Origin of the sequence: Pseudomonas sp. NPDC090203, assembly GCF_044746765.1 — a bacterium.
Lineage (GTDB): Bacteria > Pseudomonadota > Gammaproteobacteria > Pseudomonadales > Pseudomonadaceae > Aquipseudomonas > Aquipseudomonas putida_AD.
In genome coordinates, this window is sequence record NZ_JBIVCV010000015.1 from 1 (window position 1) to 19,111 (window position 19,111).

At 60.8% G+C, this 19,111-nt stretch carries 21 protein-coding genes and 2 tRNA genes; 11 read left to right on the forward strand and 12 right to left on the reverse strand.

Annotated features, from left to right (window positions below; all coding sequences use genetic code 11):
* Positions 1 to 183 precede the first annotated feature (183 nt).
* Positions 184 to 642 (reverse strand): DUF2214 family protein, encoded by a 459-nt coding sequence (locus ACIPO9_RS22960; protein WP_274130164.1) that lies wholly within the window; start codon positions 640 to 642, stop codon positions 184 to 186.
* Positions 643 to 821: 179 nt separating this feature from the next.
* Positions 822 to 1,757: a D-alanyl-D-alanine endopeptidase gene (gene pbpG, locus ACIPO9_RS22965; RefSeq protein ID WP_274130163.1), complete on the reverse strand. Its 936-nt coding sequence runs from the start codon at positions 1,755 to 1,757 to the stop codon at positions 822 to 824.
* A gap of 281 nt (positions 1,758 to 2,038) precedes the next feature.
* Here pbpG and ACIPO9_RS22970 point away from each other — a divergent pair, with 281 nt between their 5' ends.
* The gene (locus tag ACIPO9_RS22970; RefSeq protein WP_400609909.1) at positions 2,039 to 2,599 is read left to right on the forward strand and encodes a hypothetical protein; all 561 of its coding nucleotides are present in this window, start codon (positions 2,039 to 2,041) and stop codon (positions 2,597 to 2,599) included.
* 96 nt (positions 2,600 to 2,695) lie between these two features.
* Here ACIPO9_RS22970 and ACIPO9_RS22975 read toward each other — a convergent pair whose 3' ends face one another.
* Positions 2,696 to 2,878 (reverse strand): hypothetical protein, encoded by a 183-nt coding sequence (locus ACIPO9_RS22975; RefSeq protein WP_274130161.1) that lies wholly within the window; start codon positions 2,876 to 2,878, stop codon positions 2,696 to 2,698.
* A 237-nt stretch (positions 2,879 to 3,115) separates the two neighbouring features.
* Positions 3,116 to 3,466 carry a hypothetical protein gene (locus ACIPO9_RS22980; protein ID WP_274130160.1) on the reverse strand — a complete coding sequence of 117 codons (351 nt, stop codon included), beginning with the start codon at positions 3,464 to 3,466 and terminating at the stop codon, positions 3,116 to 3,118.
* 227 nt (positions 3,467 to 3,693) lie between these two features.
* Here ACIPO9_RS22980 and ACIPO9_RS22985 point away from each other — a divergent pair, with 227 nt between their 5' ends.
* The gene (locus ACIPO9_RS22985; protein WP_400783699.1) at positions 3,694 to 4,509 is read left to right on the forward strand and encodes a shikimate 5-dehydrogenase; all 816 of its coding nucleotides are present in this window, start codon (positions 3,694 to 3,696) and stop codon (positions 4,507 to 4,509) included.
* A 238-nt stretch (positions 4,510 to 4,747) separates the two neighbouring features.
* Here ACIPO9_RS22985 and ACIPO9_RS22990 read toward each other — a convergent pair whose 3' ends face one another.
* Positions 4,748 to 5,416 carry a YceH family protein gene (locus tag ACIPO9_RS22990; protein WP_274130158.1) on the reverse strand — a complete coding sequence of 223 codons (669 nt, stop codon included), beginning with the start codon at positions 5,414 to 5,416 and terminating at the stop codon, positions 4,748 to 4,750.
* A gap of 119 nt (positions 5,417 to 5,535) precedes the next feature.
* Between ACIPO9_RS22990 and ACIPO9_RS22995 the strand changes: the two genes are divergently transcribed.
* Both ACIPO9_RS22995 and ACIPO9_RS23000 read left to right on the forward strand, forming a co-directional pair.
* A complete protein-coding gene (locus tag ACIPO9_RS22995; protein WP_274130157.1) occupies positions 5,536 to 6,045 on the forward strand; it encodes a DUF1993 family protein in 510 nt (169 codons plus the stop codon).
* A gap of 77 nt (positions 6,046 to 6,122) precedes the next feature.
* The gene (locus ACIPO9_RS23000) at positions 6,123 to 7,280 is read left to right on the forward strand and encodes an MFS transporter (protein ID WP_274130156.1); all 1,158 of its coding nucleotides are present in this window, start codon (positions 6,123 to 6,125) and stop codon (positions 7,278 to 7,280) included.
* On the opposite strand, the gene nhaR is transcribed toward ACIPO9_RS23000, so the two are convergent.
* Complete coding sequence (nhaR, locus tag ACIPO9_RS23005; protein ID WP_274130155.1) at positions 7,277 to 8,173, reverse strand: transcriptional activator NhaR; 897 nt, start codon at positions 8,171 to 8,173, stop codon at positions 7,277 to 7,279. The genes ACIPO9_RS23000 and nhaR overlap by 4 nt on opposite strands.
* A gap of 127 nt (positions 8,174 to 8,300) precedes the next feature.
* Between nhaR and ACIPO9_RS23010 the strand changes: the two genes are divergently transcribed.
* Both ACIPO9_RS23010 and ACIPO9_RS23015 read left to right on the forward strand, forming a co-directional pair.
* Positions 8,301 to 9,065, forward strand: a complete 765-nt coding sequence (locus tag ACIPO9_RS23010) for a TerC family protein (RefSeq protein WP_400783704.1) — start codon at positions 8,301 to 8,303, stop codon at positions 9,063 to 9,065.
* Between the two features lie 516 nt (positions 9,066 to 9,581).
* Positions 9,582 to 10,268, forward strand: a complete 687-nt coding sequence (locus ACIPO9_RS23015; protein ID WP_400783706.1) for a peptidase C39 family protein — start codon at positions 9,582 to 9,584, stop codon at positions 10,266 to 10,268.
* Between the two features lie 148 nt (positions 10,269 to 10,416).
* On the opposite strand, the gene ACIPO9_RS23020 is transcribed toward ACIPO9_RS23015, so the two are convergent.
* Positions 10,417 to 11,700, reverse strand: coding sequence for an NAD(P)/FAD-dependent oxidoreductase (locus ACIPO9_RS23020; protein ID WP_400783709.1), 1,284 nt, complete (start codon positions 11,698 to 11,700; stop codon positions 10,417 to 10,419).
* A 205-nt stretch (positions 11,701 to 11,905) separates the two neighbouring features.
* Here ACIPO9_RS23020 and ACIPO9_RS23025 point away from each other — a divergent pair.
* Positions 11,906 to 11,982: transfer RNA gene (locus tag ACIPO9_RS23025), tRNA-Val, on the forward strand.
* A 204-nt stretch (positions 11,983 to 12,186) separates the two neighbouring features.
* Here the strand turns inward: ACIPO9_RS23025 and ACIPO9_RS23030 are convergent.
* From ACIPO9_RS23030 to ACIPO9_RS23040, 3 genes are all read right to left on the reverse strand, one after another.
* Positions 12,187 to 12,405, reverse strand: coding sequence for a hypothetical protein (locus ACIPO9_RS23030; protein WP_274130151.1), 219 nt, complete (start codon positions 12,403 to 12,405; stop codon positions 12,187 to 12,189).
* Positions 12,406 to 12,557: 152 nt separating this feature from the next.
* A complete protein-coding gene (locus tag ACIPO9_RS23035; RefSeq protein WP_400783712.1) occupies positions 12,558 to 12,893 on the reverse strand; it encodes a hypothetical protein in 336 nt (111 codons plus the stop codon).
* A 95-nt stretch (positions 12,894 to 12,988) separates the two neighbouring features.
* Positions 12,989 to 14,029, reverse strand: a complete 1,041-nt coding sequence (locus tag ACIPO9_RS23040; protein ID WP_400783715.1) for a hypothetical protein — start codon at positions 14,027 to 14,029, stop codon at positions 12,989 to 12,991.
* Positions 14,030 to 14,258: 229 nt separating this feature from the next.
* Between ACIPO9_RS23040 and ACIPO9_RS23045 the strand changes: the two genes are divergently transcribed.
* The 3 genes from ACIPO9_RS23045 (at position 14,259) to ACIPO9_RS23055 (ending at position 15,538) form a co-directional block, all read left to right on the forward strand.
* Positions 14,259 to 14,335 (forward strand) — tRNA-Val (locus ACIPO9_RS23045).
* Positions 14,336 to 14,566: 231 nt separating this feature from the next.
* On the forward strand, positions 14,567 to 15,121 hold the full coding sequence (locus ACIPO9_RS23050) for a DUF4174 domain-containing protein (RefSeq protein ID WP_400609894.1): 555 nt from the start codon (positions 14,567 to 14,569) through the stop codon (positions 15,119 to 15,121).
* A 72-nt stretch (positions 15,122 to 15,193) separates the two neighbouring features.
* Entirely contained in the window at positions 15,194 to 15,538 is a 345-nt protein-coding gene (locus ACIPO9_RS23055; protein ID WP_400783718.1) for a 2-oxoacid ferredoxin oxidoreductase, read from the forward strand.
* A gap of 598 nt (positions 15,539 to 16,136) precedes the next feature.
* Here ACIPO9_RS23055 and ACIPO9_RS23060 read toward each other — a convergent pair.
* Together ACIPO9_RS23060 and dacB are read right to left on the reverse strand one after the other, a co-directional pair.
* On the reverse strand, positions 16,137 to 16,769 hold the full coding sequence (locus tag ACIPO9_RS23060) for a DUF5666 domain-containing protein (RefSeq protein WP_274130146.1): 633 nt from the start codon (positions 16,767 to 16,769) through the stop codon (positions 16,137 to 16,139).
* Positions 16,770 to 16,917: 148 nt separating this feature from the next.
* Entirely contained in the window at positions 16,918 to 18,384 is a 1,467-nt protein-coding gene (gene dacB, locus ACIPO9_RS23065; protein WP_274130145.1) for a D-alanyl-D-alanine carboxypeptidase/D-alanyl-D-alanine-endopeptidase, read from the reverse strand.
* A gap of 317 nt (positions 18,385 to 18,701) precedes the next feature.
* Between dacB and ACIPO9_RS23070 the strand changes: the two genes are divergently transcribed.
* The gene (locus ACIPO9_RS23070) at positions 18,702 to 19,046 is read left to right on the forward strand and encodes a YggL family protein (RefSeq protein WP_274130144.1); all 345 of its coding nucleotides are present in this window, start codon (positions 18,702 to 18,704) and stop codon (positions 19,044 to 19,046) included.
* Positions 19,047 to 19,111: the final 65 nt, after the last annotated feature.

Genomic DNA, 19,111 nt, shown 5'->3' on the forward strand with positions numbered 1-19,111 from the left:
GGGGTGGGGACGATTTCTCCCACGGTCTGTACTGCGGCTAACAGTCAGAAGCTGGCTTTAGTCCCACCCACCCCTTCGAGTCCTACCATACAAGCTGGCTTGCCAGCGAAGGCGTAGGGTCGGTCGCCATGGGGTTGGATGACACGACGCTTTCGCGGTCAAGCCTGCTCCCACGGGCTATGTTCAACTGATCAGAATCCCCCGCGCCATCCCTGTCGCGGCGATCACGATGATCACCATCAACGCCGCTTCCATATGGCTGATCCGCGCAAAGCGGCGCGAGCGGCTGGTGTCGATGGGCTGGTTTTTCTTGAATGCGATGCGCCAGCCGATCAGGGCGAACATCGGCACGACCTCAAGCGCCAGGATCGCCACGAACGCGGTCATCTTCAGGTGAAACAGAGGTTGATGCAGGTAGTAGAACGAGCCTTTCTCAAGCCCGCCGAAGGCGCGGAATGCGCCGGTGATCAACAGAATGCCCGCTGACAGGCCCCAGATATTGTCCACCACGAACACATCGCGAAACGAGCGTGGGTCATCGGTACGCAACCGGCGCAAAGCCCGCCCCCGAGCCAGAACCGCCGCCAACGCAAAGCCAAAAGCCAACAAATGCAGCGCAGCCAGTACCCATTTGATGAGCATGGTTCAACTCCCCCGAGCGATGTGCGAAGCCAGCATCAACAATACAAGCGTAGCGGGTGGTTGGGGGTTATGCGTTGTGCCATGGATGAAACAATTGACAGGATCCGCTGGCGCGTTGCGCAGCGCAGGGAAGGGAGCGCAGAGGCCGCCCGGCGCGGGGCGGCTCTGGTCGGGCGGGTTTATTCGGCGGCCTGCAGGCCTTTCTGCTTCATGATCAGGTTCTTTTCTTTCTTGTACTGCAACGCCACTTCCGGCGCCGGGCCGCTCTTGCCGGTTTCCATCCACAGGCGCATGCGGCTGGCATCGGCGAAGTGGGTGTACTTGCCGAACGCATCCAGAATCACCACCGACACCTGACGGTTGGCCATGCTGGTCAGCAGCACCAGACAGTGCCCGGCCTGGTTGGTGAAGCCGGTCTTGGTCAGCTTGATGTCCCAGTTGGACTTGCGCACCAGGTGGTCAGTGTTGCTGAAACCCAGGGTGTAGGTGGGTTTGCGGAAGGTGACGGTCTTCTCGGGCGTGGTGCTCAGTTCACGCAGCATCGGGTAGTTGCGCGCGGCCAGCGCCAGTTTGGTCAGATCGCGAGCGGTGGACACGTTGAAGACCGACAAGCCAGTAGGTTCCATATAGACGGTGTGGCTCATGCCCAGCGCCTTGGCTTTGGCGTTCATGGCCTTGATGAACGCCGGGTAGCCGCCCGGATAGCTGTGGGCAAGGCTGGCCGCTGCGCGGTTTTCCGACGACATCAGGGTAATCAGCAACATGTCGTGGCGATTGAGTTCACTGCCCAGCTTGACCCTGGAAAACACGCCTTTCATTTCGGCGGTCTGGGAGATGTCGACCTTGACCATCTCGTCCATTGGCAGCTTGGCATCGAGGGTGACCATGGCCGTCATCAGTTTGGTGACCGAGGCGATGGGCACGATGACGTCCGGGTTGCTGGAATACAGCACCTGGCCGGTCTGCAGATCGGTGATCATGGCGCTGCCGGAGGCCAGATGAAGGTTGGCCGGGTCACGGTTGAAAGCAGCGGGTTCGTTCGCAAGTGCACCGGTGGAGAGTGCGGAGCCTGTAAGTGCAAATAATAGGCCGATGAGGGATGTGCGAATTTTCAAGAGCGAAGCTCACTTTGATTGGAGACAGCGTGGAAAGCCGTACTTTTTTCAAGAACGACAACAAGATCGGCGCATTTTAGGAGCATGTTTCTAAGTATGTCGATGGGGTGCCTTGGACGTTTGCGTAATAAAAACAGCCTGTATGGCATTCGTTCAGGTTAAGGATCCAAAAAGCCTGTATTTAAGGCGGTTGCGCCGATATTCATGGCACTCGGGGCAGCCACCGATTAGCATTCCACGCCATCGAAACCATTCATTCGAATTGACCTAGGAGTTGTGCAATGCCCAAAGGGTTTATCAGCAAGGACTACGCCGCCCTGGTGTTTGTCGCGGTAGTCGTTGCGGTGCTCTTGCTGGTGGCGGGTTTGTTTGTCAGGCCGTCCGACTGGGCAGGCTGGATCCAGGCCATCGGTTTGATCGTCGGCCTGATGATGGCCGTCACCGTGCCTGCCATCCAGCGCCGTCAGGACCTGGCAGCCCGGCAGAAACAACTGCGTGATCGCGAAACCGGCTACGCACGCCGCATGCAGTACCTGTGTGGCGAGCTGAACGAGTTGCTGGCCAGGATCACGGTCAACCTGGTGCATCTGCGCGCCACTGACCGCCACCGTTTGCAGCGCACCCTGGAGGATTACCTGCACCGCCTGTTCGAGTCCCACAAGCTGGACCAGAACGATGACCGCGTGGTGATCGCCCATGAGTTGCGACTGGTGGCCAACGACATGATCGAGGAACTCGAAAGCGGTCGATCCGATCGCGTGGTGCTGGGCGCCCTGGAAAAACGCTTGCAGAAACTGGCCCATCGTTGCCAGGTCAACGCGACCCAGGCCGAACGCATCTGAGCCAGGCGAATCGCAGGCAAAAAAAAGCCCGCGTCAGGGATGCGGGCTAAAGGGAAGTGCGGAGCAACGCACGATTCAGGGAAGAGCGAATTCGTTTCAGCCGTTGAGCTGACGGGTTTCCAACTGTTGCGACAGCGCTTGTGCCGCAGGCAGTGACGACAGAGGACCGCTGACAGGCTCGCCGTTGTGCATCAGGTACCAGCACGCCAGCAGGCCGCGTTCACGAAGCTGTGCGGGGACTGCGCTGCCAACTACCGACATGATTTGAACCTTGGTCATAAGTGCCTCCATCAATCTATGGCGCTACTTTACGGCCGGGCTGGGGCGAGCAGAAATCACTGCTCTCGATAGTCGTCATTGACGAGCCAGAGGTCAGTTCCTTATCAAGGACCCATGAAGGATCAGGCGGGCGCTCTTGAGTACAAAACACCCATGAACGACAACCCCGCCTTGTGAGCGGGGTTGTCGTTTGTGTGCTGCCGATGAAAACCGGAAGCTTGCGGGGTCAGCCAGCCGTTACCAGCGACCGCCACCGTGGTAATAGCCGTGGGGCGGGCCGTAGTAGCGCGGCGGGCCATAGTAGGCCGGGCCGTAGACCACCGGACGTTCAACCACGTAGGCCGGCTGCACGTAGACAGGCGGTGGAGGTGGTGGCGCGTAATACACAGGCTGCGGCGGTGCCACATACACCGGGGCTGGCGCTGCATACACAGGGCCTGACGCCACGGCTGCACCCACAACGCCACCGACGACTGCGCCGATCACTGCCGCTCCGCCCCAGCCCGGGCCGCCGCCATGGGCTTGAGCCTGACCTGCAAGGGCGAGGGCACCTAACAACAAGGCAACCTTGGGGATGTGACGAATCATGACTGTTCCTCGGGTGTTCAGTCCCGTTGTCGCCAGCCTGCGTTACGCTCAGGCAATGCCACGGGATAACTTCTCAGACAACGGGTTTCAGGAATTCTGCGAAGCCGTTGCGTAAATTTTGTGTAAGGTATTCGACAACATTGAGAACAATTGCTCGGGTTTGTGCCGCAAGCGATTGAATTCTACGCTGTTGTCCTGGTGTTCACTAATACCGTTCAGGAGATTTCATGTTCCATACCCCAACCAGGGAAACCCTGCTGTGTATGTCGCTGGCCGCCCGGCCGGGCAACTTCGGTGTGCGCTTTCACAATCACTTGTATGAGCAGTTGGGGCTGAATTTCTATTACAAGGCCTTTGCGCCGACTGACTTGCCCGCAGCCATCGCCGGGATGCGTTCGCTGGGCATTCGCGGCTGTGGGGTGTCGATGCCGTTCAAGGAGGCGTGCATAGCGCTGGTGGACGAGATGGACGCGTCGGCGGCGGCGATTGAGTCGATCAATACCATCGTCAACACGGATGGCCATCTGAAGGCCTACAACACCGATTACATCGCGGTGGCGCAACTGGTCGACAGTCACAAGGTGCCCCGCACCCGGTTTGCCCTGCGCGGCAGCGGCGGCATGGCCAAGGCCGTGGCCTGCGCCATGCGCGATGCGGGGTTCACCGATGGGCTCATCGTTGCGCGCAACGAGCAGGCGGGCAGGGCGCTGGCGCGTACCTGTGGGTTTGAGTGGCAGCCTGAACTGGGCGCCGAGCGTGTGCCGCTGCTGGTGAACGTGACGCCATTGGGGATGATCGGCGATCAGGCCGAGGTCCTGGCGTTTGACGTGGACGCCATCGAGGCGGCGGACACCGCGTTCGACGTGGTCGCCAGCCCTGCGCGCACGCCGTTTATCCTTCATGCCGAAAAGCATGGCAAGCAGGTGATTACCGGGGATCAGGTCGCGGCGATCCAGGCGCTGGAGCAGTTCATTCTGTACACCGGCGTGACGCCGAGCGAGGAGCAATATCAGGCCGCCGCAGCGTTCGCCCGGGCGATTTGACGGGTTGCCCTGTCCCACAGATGGCCATCGTGCTGCTGGCAAACTCATCCCGTAGCAGTCCGGCTTGCCGGCGAGGCGTCCGTGAGATCGCTGTCGCCGGCAAGCCGGACTGCTACGGGGGACAAGGACAGATACATTTTCTGCTTATACCACCACGATCCGTAGCAGCCGGGCTTGCCCGCGGGGGCGTCCGTGAGATCGCCCCCGCCGGCAAGCCGTGCTGCTACGGGTGAACGGGTTAGCCCTCCAGCCGGGCCAGGCGTTCTTCCAGTGCGGCGATGCGCGCTTCCAGTTCTTCGACGCGCTCGGCCAGCGCCGGGTTGCCGCTGCTGGCGCGTTCCACGGGGTTGTGCCGTGCCGCGACAATCGCTTCCATGTCCGCCGGGTCGCCCAGGGTGTGCATGTAGCGGTCTTCGCGCTGGCCGGCCTGTTTCGGAATCAGCACCGCCAGCCCGCGAGCGATCAGGCGCTCGAGTTGGTGAACCACCGCGTCGCTGTCGTCGAAATCGTGCATGCGGTTGCTGCGGGTCAGCAGTTCGTTGACTGTCTGCGGGCCGCGCAGCAGCAACAGCCCGGTGAGGATCACCTGCGCCGGCACCAGCTCCAGGGTCTTGTCGACACGGTGCTCCCAACGGTCGGCGCGGCTGCCCATGACCAGGCGGGTCAACTGATGCCCCTCCAGCGCCCGCAGGCTCTGCCCGACTTGCCCGGGCGTGAGGTTCATCACCGGCTCGCGGCTGGTTTTCTGGTTGCAGGCCAGTACCAGCGCGTTGAGCGTCAGGGGATAGGTCTCGGGATTGGTGGCCTGTTTTTCGATCAGGCAGCCCAGGATGCGCACCTCAAAGCTGTTCAGTTGCAGGGCGGCTGCGTCATCGCCAGTGTTTTCAGAATCCGGTTCGGTGGACATGACCCTTTCCCTAAGCGTTGAAAAGGCTATGAGGGTAGGGTCTGGATGAGGTAAAAGACAAGCCGCGTCAGCATGCACTGCATGTCTTTTCATTGCGACTCAACCCATCAGGAACTGCCATGACCATTTCTCTCTACGCCGCTTCGATTCCTGTGTTCAAACAGATGCTCACCGCCCTGGGCGCGGTGCTGAAAAAAGGCGAAGAGCACGCCGCCGCCAAAAACATCCAGCCTGATGCCCTGCTGCAGGCGCGTCTGTTCCCGGACATGTTCCCGCTGGTGAAACAGGTGCAGATCGCGGTCGACTTCGCCAAGGGTGCCGGTGCGCGCCTGTCCGGCATCGAGCCGCCGAAATATGAAGACACCGAAACCACCTTCGCCGAACTGCAGGCTCTGCTGTCCAAGGTCCTGGCATTCCTGGACACCATCACCCCGGATCAGGTCGATGGTAACGAAGAGCGCGAAATTGTCCTGCGCCCAGGCACCGACAAAGAGAAGCGCCTGAGCACCCAGAAATACCTGCTGCATTACTCCCTGCCGCAGTTCTTCTTCCACGTCACCACCACTTATGACCTGCTGCGTCACAACGGTGTCGAAGTCGGCAAGCGCGACTACATGGGCACTTTCTAAGCGTTCACCGCTACTGCTCAGTGTCACCCGACCGACCGCTCCGTGAGGACTGGTCGGTTCGTCTTTCTGGAGATTCGATGTTTTTCCCAATTTACCTGTTGTCAGCCGCAGGCTTTACGGTGCTGACCACAGAGTTCGTCATCGTCGGCCTGTTGCCGGCCATCGCCCGCGATCTGGCGGTTACCATCCCCCAGGCCGGGCTCCTGGTCACGCTGTTCGCTTTCACTGTCGCCTGCTTCGGGCCGTTCCTGACCGCCTACTTCTCACGCTTCGAACGCAAGCGTCTGTTCATTTCGGTGCTGATCATGTTCGGGGTGGCCAACGCTGTTGCGGCGATGGCGCCGAACATAGGCGTCATGGCCATTGCCCGGCTGATTCCAGCGCTGGGATTGCCGGTGTTCTGGGCGCTGGCCAGTGAAACGGCGGTGGACATCGTCGGCCCCGACCACGCCGGCCGCGCCATTGCCAAGATTGGCTTCGGTATCGTCTGCGCCACGGTGTTCGGCATTCCGGTCGGCACCCTGATTTCCGACGCATTCGGCTGGCGCAGCGCCTTCGCGATCCTGTCGGTGGTGGCCTTCGCCAAGGCGTTGCTGCTGTTCATCTACCTGCCGCGCAGCGTGCATAAGGATCAGGCGTCTTTTCGCAGCCAGTTCGCCATCCTGCGCAGCAAGCTGATGCAGGGCCATGTGCTGCTGTCGGTGCTGGTGTTCAGCGGCATGTTCACGGCGTACACCTACCTTGCCGACATGCTCGAACGCCTGGCCGGCTTCAACGGCACGGTGGTGGGCTGGTGCCTGATGGGCTTCGGCGCGGTGGGACTGGTGGGTAACTCCCTGGGCGGTCGCCTGGTGGATCGTCACCCGCTGATCGCCAGCCTGACGTTCTGCACCTTCATGATCGGCGGCATGGTCACCGTGGTGCCGAGCATGCATTCGGTGCCGGCGCTGGCCCTGGCGCTGGCGGTCTGGGGTGTGACCCAGGCGGCGTTGTTCCTGGTCAGCCACGTGCGCCTGATGAAGGCCGCGCCACAGGCTCCGGCCTTCGCCGCCTCGCTGAACATTGCCGGCGGCAATCTGGGGATCGGCCTGGGAGCCCTCATCGGCGGCCGGGTCATCGACCACCTGGGGCTGGACAACCTGGGCTTCGCCGCCGCAGGCATCATTCTGCTGGCGATCCTGCTGGCGTTGCTGCTCATGACCGCCAGGCCTGACGCCGAGCCCTGCAACGCTTAGTCAGTGAATAGCTGCTGCCTCGCACCCTCGGTAATCGCCACGATGCCAGGGTGCTTGACCTTGCGCTCGACTGAGATCGCGTAAAACGACTCGGTCACCGCATCTGTCTGGCCGATCAGCTCGACGTCGTACTGCTCCATCACCTCGTCGGCAATCACGCTTGGGGCGATGAAGATCCCGCTGCCGGATTTGCCAAAGGCCTTCATCAAGGCACTGTCGTCGAACTCGCCGACGATCCGCGGCTGCACGTTCTGCTCGGCGAACCAGCGCATCAGGCGGCTGCGCACCACGGTCTGCTGTCCAGGCACCAGCAGCGGCGCACCTTGCATGTCATGGGGGAAGTTCTGGCCATGGGCCCTAGCCAGGGCTGCCGTGGCAAAAAAACTGATGCCGCATTCCCCCAGTTTCTGGCTGTAGCCCTTGATGTCCAGATGGGACGGCATGGGGCTGTCGGAGATCACCAGGTCCAGGCGCTGAATGGCCAGGTCCGCCAACAGCCGCTCCAGTTGATCCTCGCGGCAGGTGATGCGCAGCGGCTCGTTCAGCGTCATGGTCGGGGCGAGCAGGCGATAGACGATGGATTTGGGCACCACGTCGGCCACCCCGACCCGAAACAGGATCTGCTGTTCATCCGGCTGGGCACGCAGCAAGGTTTCCAGCTCGCCACCCAGTTGAAACATCTGCTCGGCGTAGGGCAGGGCGATGCGTCCGGTTTCGGTCAGCTCCAGCCGCCGTCCGACGCGTTTGAACAGCGCCACGCCATAGGTCTGTTCCAGCAGGCTGATTTGCCCGCTGATGGTCTGCGGCGTGAGGTTCAACTGCTCGCAGGCGCGCACGATGCTGCCGGTCTTGGCCACCACCCAGAAGTAATGCAGTTGCCGATAATTGAGCATCAGACGACAGGTCCTTCAATACTTCGTAATAACCGAAGTATATACCTGAAAAATACGAATTTTCCTGAAGTGTTTGCCTCCCTAGAATGCCGCCTATCTTCTCGAACCGTATCAGGATGTGTAGAGCATGGAATATCTTCTGGAACTGGCGGCAAGCCCCACGGCGTGGATCGCTCTGGCGACGTTGGTGGTCATGGAAATCGTGCTGGGTATCGATAACCTGATCTTCATCTCGATCCTGACCAACAAGCTGCCGGTGCACCAACGCACCAAGGCGCGCCGGGTCGGCATCAGCATGGCGTTGATCCTGCGCCTGGGCCTGCTGACCACCGTGGCCTGGATCGTCCAGTTGACGGAGCCGGTCATTGACATCCTGGGGCAGGTGTTCTCATGGAAGGACATGATCCTGATTGCCGGTGGCCTGTTCCTGGTGTGGAAGGCGACCACCGAGATCCATCACAGCATGGATGCCAAGACCGAAGAGGAAAAAACCGTTGCCAGCACCGTGACCATGGGCATGGCGGCTGCGATCGGGCAGATCCTGATGCTGGACCTGGTGTTCTCCATCGACAGCATCGTGACCGCTGTCGGCATGACCGAACACTTGCCGATCATGGTGATCGCGGTGATCGCGGCTGTCATCGTGATGCTGGTGGCGTCCGAGCCCCTGGCCAAATTCATCAATGACAACCCTACGGTTGTGATGCTGGCGCTGGGCTTCCTGATCATGATCGGCATGACGCTGATCGCCGAAGGCTTCGGCGCCCATGTACCCAAAGGGTATGTGTACACCGCGATGGCGTTCTCGGCCCTGATCGAGGGCCTGAACATGCTGGCCCGTCGGGCGAAGCAGAAGAAGGCGGACGCCCAGGCTCAGATTCAGAAGGTCTGAGTCAGGCCCGGGGTTAAACGCCACGCCATTGAAAACGGTCGGGATGGGAACACCATCACCGACCGTTTTGTCATTTCAGCTATGGATCCGAGTCAGAAAAAGTTTCAGTGCGCGTGGGCGTGACGATGTTTGCGCGACGGCGCCTGAGCGGGTTTCACATTCGCGTGGGTACGGTGTTGCGGATGATGGCGGCGGGATATGCGCATCACACCCCACAACATAGCGCCAGCGACAGCCAGCCACGCAGCGATCAACATCACAATGGTCATTCCGAGGCTCATGGGTTCCTCCGGTCTTTTCTTTTCGTCTCTTTGTAACCGACAGTCTAGTACGCCCGTTGTTGCTGAAAATTGACCGAAGGTCGAGAGGGCAGGACCGATTTGTTCTATCCCGGCCTCCTGACTGCATGTTGAGGCTATACCCGGACGGGCTGCGGTTCTATGATCGGCGCTCGGCCGGGTCGCGGGTTGCCCGGCGCCAGACAAGCGAGTGAACAACGTGTCGGTACTGTCTCGAATGGATAGCTCAGCAATCAAAAGGACGTGGTGGGCAATGGGCCTGGCCCTGTTTCTGGCCGGCTGCGCGGATTCCCACGGCTACAAACCCGGGTACCCGGCGATGTACAAGACCCTGCCGGACCGGGTCGAGATCAACTCGGTGCCGTTCTTCCGTGGCCAGGCCTTCCAGAGCGGCCCCAATGCGCTGGCCAGCATGTTGACCGTGCATGGCGTGCAGACCACCCCGGGCCTTCTGGAAAAACCGCTGAAGTTGCCGGGTGCAGAAGAAAAGCTCGACCAGAACATGAGCAACCTGGCCCGTGAATATGGCTTTGTGGTGTACCCGGTGGACCATCAGTTCACCGACCTGCTGGCTCAGGTGGCGGCGGGTTATCCGGTGCTGCTGCGTTTCTCGGAGGGTTCGATGTGGTGGAAGGACCAGCGCTATGGCGTGCTGGTGGGCTTCAACCAGAACAAGCGCACGGTGCTGATTTACACCGGGCTTGGGCGGCTTACGGTGAGCTTTGACGAGTTCACCTCTGACTGGAACCACGCCGGCAACTGGGCGGTGCTGGTGCAGAGCCCACGGCAGTTGCCCGCACCGGTAGACCGCGACCGCTGGCTCAAGGCCGCCAATGACCTGGCGCAAGCCGGGCAGGAGCAGGCAGCAGGGGAAGCGGTCAAGGCGATCAATAGCGCCAGGTGATGGCGGGTGCGCGGTCCGCTCATGCCTGTGGGAGCGGGCTTGCCCGCGAATGCGTCAGGACTGACGATTTGATGGTGGCTGATCCGACGCCTTCGCGGGCAAGCCCGCTCCCACAGTTACCCGCCGTCGCCTGCAAGCCGGATCGCGGTCAGAACCCCAGCTTGTCCCGCAAGCTGTAATACCAGGCGCCCATCGCCGTCAGCGGCGTACGCAGCAGCTGCCCGCCCGGGAACGGGTAATGGGGCAGGCCGGCGAAGGCGTCGAAGCGCTCGGCCTGGCCGCGCAGCGCTTCGGCCAGTACCTTGCCCGCCAAATGGGTGTAGGTCACGCCATGGCCGCTGCAGCCCTGGGAGTAATAGATGTTGTCGCCCAGACGCCCCACCTGCGGCAAGCGCGACAGGGTCAGCAGGAAATTGCCGGTCCAGGCGTAGTCGATCTTCACGTTCTTGAGCTGCGGGAAAGCCTTGAGCATCTTGGGCCGGATGATCGCCTCGATGTTCGCCGGGTCACGCGCGCCATACACCACGCCGCCACCGAAGATCAGACGCTTGTCGGCGGTCAGGCGATAGTAGTCGAGCAGGTAATTGCAGTCCTCGACGCAATAGTCCTGAGGCAACAGGCTGCGCGCCAGTTCTTCTCCCAATGGCTCGGTGGTGATCACCTGCGTGCCGCAAGGCATCGATTTGGCCGCCAGTTCCGGCACCAGATTGCCCAGATAGGCGTTGCCCGCAACAATGATGAATTTCGCCCGGACCTTGCCCTGTGCAGTGTGCACGACGGGGTTCGCACCACGATCGATGCGAACCGCCGCCGATTGCTCGTAGATCACGCCACCCAGCGATTCCACCGCTGCCGCTTCACCGAGGGCCAGGTTCAGCGGATGGATGTGGCCGCCACTCATGTCGAGCATGCCGCCGATGTACTCGTCGCAGGCCACGACTTCACGAATGCGCCGCTTGTCCATCAGTTCCAGCTGGTTATGCCCGTAGCGCTCCCAAAGCTTTTTCTGCGACTCCAGATGGCCCATCTGCTTGGGGGTGAGCGCGGCAAACACGCCGCCGTCCTTGAGGTCGCACTGGATCTGATATTTGGCCACGCGTTCGCGTATGATGCGCCCACCCTCGAACGCCATCTGGCCCATCAGTTGCGCCTGTTTGGGGCCGACCGTGCGTTCGATGACGTCAATGTCGCGGCTGTAGCTGTTGACGATTTGCCCGCCATTGCGACCCGAGGCACCGAAGCCGACCTTGGCGGCTTCCAGAACGGTCACCTTGAAACCGTTTTCCAGCAGGAACAGGGCGCTCGACAGCCCGGTGTAACCGGCACCGATGACGCACACATCGGTTTCCACTTCGCCTTGCAGCATGGGCCGGGCAGGGGCGGAATTGGCCGAGGCGGCGTAGTAAGACTGAGGGTATGCGGTGTTCGTCATCCTGTAAGCCCCTGTTTTATATTTTAAACGAATGCGTCGATCCTACCTGAGATAACAGGGCGCCACCAGCGGGTTCGAGGGGTAAAAGTGTCTTAGATATGTGCCACTTTGCCCGCGTGTCGTTCAAAATTCCATAGTATTCAAAGAGTTGTGAAAATTACCGCTTGACAGTTTGTCGAATATTCGTAGAATGCCAACCCACAGCAGGCACGTAGCTCAGTTGGTTAGAGCACCACCTTGACATGGTGGGGGTCGTTGGTTCGAGTCCAATCGTGCCTACCAGATAAATCCGCTCTGCTGGCGGTAACGAAAAGGGCGATCCGAAAGGGTCGCCCTTTTTTGTTGTGCCTGTGTCAGGCACGCGGCGGGATGAGTTCAGGCTTCTGAAACGTGCGGTAGCAATTTGATATCCAGCCAGTCAAAATGCGTGCCTCACCTTGATCGCCATGGGTGCGACATGACTGAAGCAGTGCTGGTTGCGTTGCGCTAACCCTTGGCGCGTACGATGCGGCCCGCCCTGATTTCGTCGACGTAAGCGCGCAGCCTGTCGGCATCCCGGTATTGCTGGTTCATCAGGTGCAGCACGGCGACCACGTCCACATCATCGATGCTCTCGGCCAGCCGGCTGATTTCTCCTGCGGTTCGTTCAAGATTGCCGGCGATGGCGTTCAGATCGCGCTTGAATTCCAGCGCTGACTTTTTCATTCCCACGGTATCGATCCCCCAGGACAGAACTTGGTTAGCCCTGTCCCGTCTTAACAGCGCAGCATAACAACGGCGTGATAGTAGCCGTTGTCAGGGGCGTTATCCGTCGGACGATTCCGTGATGGAGGTAGGTGATTTCTGAACGCTACAGCTCAGCCGCCAACACCGCCCGCGCTCGAAGAGCTGCCTGACGACCCCTTGGAATTGCTGCCGGTAGAGCCGCTACCGGTGGTATCGCCGCCGGGAAGGTCCGCGTCATTGTTGCGGGTGTCAGTGCCGGTATTCATGCCTCGACGAATGCCGGTCGCTGCGTCGCCTTTGTCCTGATCGGTGCCCTGGCGCTGCATGTCGGCCCCTTGGGTTCTGGGGTCCACGCCCATTTGTGATGGCGTGGGGCCCATCTCCGGTGCTGCCGCTCCCGCCAGTGTGGTCAGGGAGGTGATGCTCAGTGCACAACCCAATGCCAGTGCCGCAAATGATGTGTTCATCAGGAGATCTCCATGTCTTAGGTCCTGTCCTGATGTTGGGCTGTCGGATCTCGAACATAGTGCCATCATGGCGACCAGCGGCAGTAGTGCGCCGATCATGGTGGCAGGGGAGGCGGTGTGTCGGGGGCAACGGTTTCCAGGGATGACGGCAATAACGGCGCATCGCCCAGACTGCCTTCGATCTCTCCTGCCAGGTAATACACCCCGGACATGACGCCGAATTCCGGGTTGTCGATCAGGCTGCGCTTCTTGTCATTGAGCGCTGTGTAGAGGCTGTTGCGCATCTGTTCTTCCATCGAGGCGCGTTCGTTCTGATGGGTGATGGCACCGAACCCGGCCATACCCACCGAAATCATCAGCCCGGCGACCCTGCCGACGGCCGCCGCAATGGCGCTGGCGGCACCCCGGGGCGCAAGGCTGGCTTCGAGTTTTTCGCTGGAGCGAATGGCGACCGAGGAGATTCCCGCATCAGGCCTGCCTGCTTCCGGTCCTGTCGCGGCCCGGTGGATACGCTCGATGAGGGCGATGTAAGCGGGCAGCTTCACCAAGGGTTCGGCATGCACCAACTGGTACAGGGTTGCGTCGCTGCTGGACGGTGGCGCAAGGGAGATGGCCGGAATGTCGTTCAGATGCGCGGCGAACTGATCGTCGGGAATGTTGTGCTGCTGTGCAATCTGCGGCAACTGCTGACCCAGTTGCTGGATGTAATACGCCGTTGCCTGATGGGTGACCGCTTCGGGGTCGATCTGTTTGGACACAGGGTCCAGCACGCGTTCGTGATATTGCTCTTGCAGGTAGGCATCCAGGCGCTGGGCGGCGGTCGGCTCACCTTTTTTAGCGCTGACTTTGTACCAGCTCACTTTCAGAGTCAGCCACTGCTGGGTCCAGTAACCGGCGAACCAGGGGATGAAGTGCGTCTCGGTGCGCTGGTAGACGCTGTCCATCCAGCTGTCCATGGTCTGGGTGGCGTACTGGCGGGCGGGAAGGGTCGCGTTCTTGGACGCCGCAACGATTTCCTGATCCACCTGATGCCAGGTCTCTGCGGGAATCTGGACGGCGGCGGGCGCAGGTTTGTGAGCGGATGCGCAGCTGGCGAGTATCACTATCACGGGAAACAGCAGGGCGCGCACGTTCACGATGGCAGTCCCCTGGGTGTCTGGGCAATCGATCCGCAGCAGGCCCGAGCGGGCAAGCCACTGGTTTTTCCAGTATAGGCAGTGAAAAAGCCGGGGGCTCTGCGGGTGAGAACTTCCCAAGCCTGCGAGGTGGGCGACGGGCACCGCAAAAAATTCGCATATTCATAGGGTTAGTGTGAAAAAAGACGTTGACACACTTTTGAAATTCCGTAGAATGCCGCCTCACAGCAGGCACGTAGCTCAGTTGGTTAGAGCACCACCTTGACATGGTGGGGGTCGTTGGTTCGAGTCCAATCGCGCCTACCAAACAAAATCCGCTCTGCTGGGCGGTGACGAAAAGGGCGAATCGAAAGATTCGCCCTTTTTTGTTGTCTCGAATTTATCGACCTGCAGCGCCCGTCATACGAGGGGCATGCACCTTTGGGCGATATCCAGCCGCCTGCTTTCCCGAAAAAAATCCTGATTTTTCAATCCATCGGCTGGACCTTTTGCCACGATGCGCGATCATCAGTGCATGGATTTCGAAAGGAGGTGCGTATGTTAAGTCGGTCACTGACCCTTGCCATTCTGTTTGCCGTGTCCAGCCCGTTGCTGGCGGCCGACAGCGATACCCCACTGGCCCAGGAGCGTGGCAGGTCTCGTCCGTTGATCATCATCGCCTCAAGTTCGGTGGACCCGACGCTGGTGAGCCTCAAGAAGAGTCTCGACGAGCCGGCCAACAAGGAGGCCTTCACCAAGCGCAACATGGTGCTCTATACCATCGTCAACATGATGGGCAAGCGTGACGGCAAGGACATGGACGCCCAGTCGACCATGGCGCTGATCCGCGATCTCAAGCTGGGTGCGCGGGCGGGCTCCGAGGCGCAGGTGATTCTGGTGGGCAAGGACGGCGAGACGAAGATCGACCACAAGGGCGCCATCGATCCCAAGGAGATTTTCAGCACCATCGACCAGATGCCGATGGCCGAGAAAGAGGCCGCCGCGGCGGCACCGGTTGCCCCTGCCGCCGAGCCCAAGGCGGCTGCGAACGGCAAGCCCGGCAAGGCTGGCAAGGCGGCTGCGTCCGCTCCGCCGGCGCCGCTGGATGACTGACCGGGTGTGACAAAGATAGGGGCGGCTTTGGCTTGCTGCTAATATCGCTCCTTTTTGATCGAAAGGACTGTCATGAAACACTGGGCGGGAGCTGTAGCGCTGGCGATGCTGGCGGGGTGCATGAGCTTGAATTCGACGCGTTCGGCGGGGCCGGTGCAGGTCTATGCCAGTCAGAAGCCTGCGGTTGCGGTGGCTGAGTGCATCAAGGTGACCTGGGCCAATGTGCAGATGTTCGGCGATGTGGCGGATGTGTTCATGGACAAGGGCAAGCCGGGTGAGTTTACGGTCTATACCACCGAGGGTGAGTATTTTGCCGATGTGGCGGGCAAGGGTGGTTCGACGGTGATCAGTTTCTATGCCAAGGCGGGTGGCAAGGCTGTAGATCAGCGTGGGGCGGCGTTGGCTACTTGTCTTTGATTGGATGATTGTTTCCGCGCGGTCTGCTGATCGTTCCCATGTTGGTGATCGTTCCCACGCTCTGCGTGGGAATGCCTTGGGTGACGCTCTGCGTCACAGGGGGACGCTGGGATGGGGTGTATATCCGTTCTCTCTGGAGGTTCGGGTTACGCCTGCCGCCCTTACGGCGGGTCACTTTTGGCATTCGCCCCAAAAGTAACCAAAAAGTCTTTGCGACAGGCTGGGCCCGACTGTGTCGGGTTCCCTCCCTCCGGCGCCGTTCCGGGGGCACGCCGTGATGGGCCGTCCCTGGCCCGCACGGCGTTCGCGGCTTCCTGCCGCTCATCCCCCTCCACGACACCTGCGCTCGGCCTGGCGCCTTGACGTCGCATTCTGCGGCGCCTGTGCCATCGCGCACTAAGATCAAAAGCAAGATCAAAGTCTTTGGTTGTACACCGTCCCGTAGCAGCACGGCTTGCCGGCGGGAGCGATCTTGAGGACGCCGTCGCGGGCAAGCGCGCTCCTACAGATATAGACACAACACGTAGCAGTCCGGCTTGCCGGCGTCGGCGGTTTTCAGGCCGCCTCCCGCCAGCAAGCTGACTCCCGCGAGGCCTTTTTACATCGGCGGTGTCACGCCATTCTCACCCGCTGAAATAGACATCGCGTTCAATGCGCCGTCTTCGGCTTTCTGGGCCTGGAGCACGATTTTCACGCCGGGTTTGAGAAGGGTGCGGTCGGCCGGTACCAGGTTGACGATGGGCACGTCGTCGGGGATGACGATTTTCTTCTGGCCGCCTTTGTAGTTCACGGTGATGGTGCGGCCATTGCTGTTGACCAGGTCGCCGACGGAGCCGTTGGTCATGGTGCTGTCCTTGCCCAGGTCGAACGCGCGGTGGCCGTCGCCGGTGCCTGCCATTTCGGGCGGGAAGACGTGGACTTCCAGTGCCTTGAGGGTGCCGTCCGCTTGCGGAACCGCGGCTGAGCCTACGTAGCTGCCGGGCTTGATGTCGGCGACCTGGGCGAGGGTCACGCCGCGTACCTGGGTGTCTTTGGTCAGGTTGACCTGCAAGTCTTCGCCGCGATTGCTGTGCACCTTGAGTACGTCGCCATCGACAGCGGTGATCGCGCCGCGCACTCGGGTGGGTTTGGCGTCGTCGGCGAAGGAGGGGATGGCCATGAGCAGGGCTGACGCCAGCAGGCTGGAGGTCAGCAGGGTGTCGAGCAGTCGTTTGCCGGGGGTGAGTTTCATGGTGGTCACAGTCCTGTGGGTCGGAGCGAGTGACTGAGCATAGCGCCGCTGCTGGGCGCTGTTCATGACGTCTGTGTCAGAAACGGCAGTGGGCAATGGGCAAAAAAACCGATCCAGCGAGGGATCGGTCTTTTTCACGACAGAGGCGTTACTGCTGCAGCGAGATCGTGGTGTTCGCCAGTTTTGGCTGGTTGAACATGCTCACCAGCACTTCATCGAGAATCGACGAGGCGCCCCATGGACGTGGGTCGTTGAGGATGGCGACCACGGCCCAGGTGTTGCCGTTGCTGTCACGGCTGAAGCCCGAGATGGCGCGCACGGTGTTCAGGGTGCCGGTCTTGATGTGGGCTTCGCCACGCAGCGCGGTGCGTTTGAGGCGCTTGCGCATGGTGCCGTCCATGCCGGCCAGCGGCAGGGAGCTCATGAACTCGGCTTGATACGGGCTGTTCCAGGCGGCTTGAAGCATCTGCGCCATTTCCCGGGCGCTGACACGTTCGGCGCGGGACAGGCCCGAGCCGTTCTCCATTACCAGGTGCGGGGCGGTGATGCCTTTCTTCGCCAGCCACTGGCGGATCACTCGCTGCGCAGCCTTGGCATCGTCGCCGTCGGCCTCGTTGCGGAACTCCGAACCCAGGCTCAGGAACAGTTGCTGTGCCATGGTGTTGTTACTGAACTTGTTGATGTCGCGAATGATTTCAGCCAGATCCGGCGAGTAGGCCTTGGCCAGCAGTTTGGCGCTGCCCGGCACGACGTCCAGGCGGTCCTTGCCCAGGATGGTGCCGCCCAGTTCCTGCCAGATCGCGCGCACCGCACCTGCGGTGTAGGTCGGATGATCGAGCAGCGACAGATAGGTTTGCGAGTTGCAGCCGTCACCCAGCTGGCCGGACACCGTCACGGTAATGCCGCCGTCGGCTTCCGGCACCGGGTTGTACAGCACGTCACCGGTGCACTTGTTCGACGCCAGCGCCTTGACCTGGTTGTTGATGCGGATCGCGGCAATCGGCGGCTCCACCGACACCAGGATCTTGCCGCCGTCGTTGCGGGTCACGAAGCGCAGGGCCTTGAGGTTGACCATCAGCGAGTCGGGGCGCACCAGGAACGGTTTGTTCTTGTCGTTGCCGTCATCGTCGAACACCGGCAGTTGCGGCTGGACGAAGTGGCTGCGGTCGAGCACCAGGTCACCGGTCACCTGCTGTACGCCGTTGGCGCGCAGGTCACGCATCAGCAGCCAGAGCTTTTCCATGTTCAGCTTTGGGTCGCCGCCACCCTTGAGGTACAGGTTGCCGCGCAGCACGCCGTTGCTCAGGGTGCCATCGGTGTAGAACTCGGTCTTCCACTGGTGGGTTGGGCCGAGCATTTCGAGTGCCGCATAGGTGGTGACCAGCTTCATGGTCGAGGCCGGGTTGACGGAGACGTCGGCGTTGAAGACGGTCGGGGTACCCGGCCCGGTCAGTGGCAGCAACACCAGTGACAGTGCGTTGCTGTCGAGTTTGCTGGCCTTGAGGGCCTGCTCGACCTTGGGCGGCAGCGCGGTATTGATGGGGGCGGCAGAAACGCAGAAAGAAATCGGCAGAAGCAGGGAGGCGAGAAACAGGGGACGCAAAGATTTGATCATTCAATAAAACCCTACTGCAAGACCAGATGGAGAGGGGATGGATTCCCTCATGACTCGAAAAACCGGAACGGGTGAAAAAGTCCCGCGCCGCCGGAAGGTACAGAAGCCCTCCGATAAAGCGGCATTATGCCGCAAGCTTTGGTGACTTGCGCCAGAGTATCGCCGTCAAAAGCGGCTATTTTTGCAAATGCCTGCCGATTGTCACGTTAAAACCTGACTTTCTGCGCTGTGTCGTCGGGCGACGGCGTGGTTTTCGGGCTTTTGGGCGCCCAAGCTGGTAGAGTGCCGCCCGATATTTACTTTTGAGGATTGTTTCCATGGCGACTAATCGTTCCCGCCGTCTGCGCAAAAAACTGTGCGTCGATGAATTTCAGGAACTGGGCTTTGAATTGAACCTGGAGTTCAAGGAAGACCTGGACGATGCGGCGGTCGATGCCTTCCTCGACGCTTTCCTGGAAGAGGCGATGGATGCCAACGGTCTGGACTACGTTGGCGGCGATGACTACGGTCTGGTGTGCTCGGCCAAGCGTGGCTCGGTCACCGAAGAGCAGCGCGCCACCGTCGAAAGCTGGTTGAAAGCTCGCAGCGAAGTGACCAAGGTCGAAGTCAGCCCGCTGATGGATGCCTGGTACCCTGAGAAGCCGATCAACCCGGTTGCCTGATTGCTACCGCGTTGAACAAGGGGAAGCAGGCGTCGAGCCTGCTTCCCTTTTTGCTTTCTGCGACC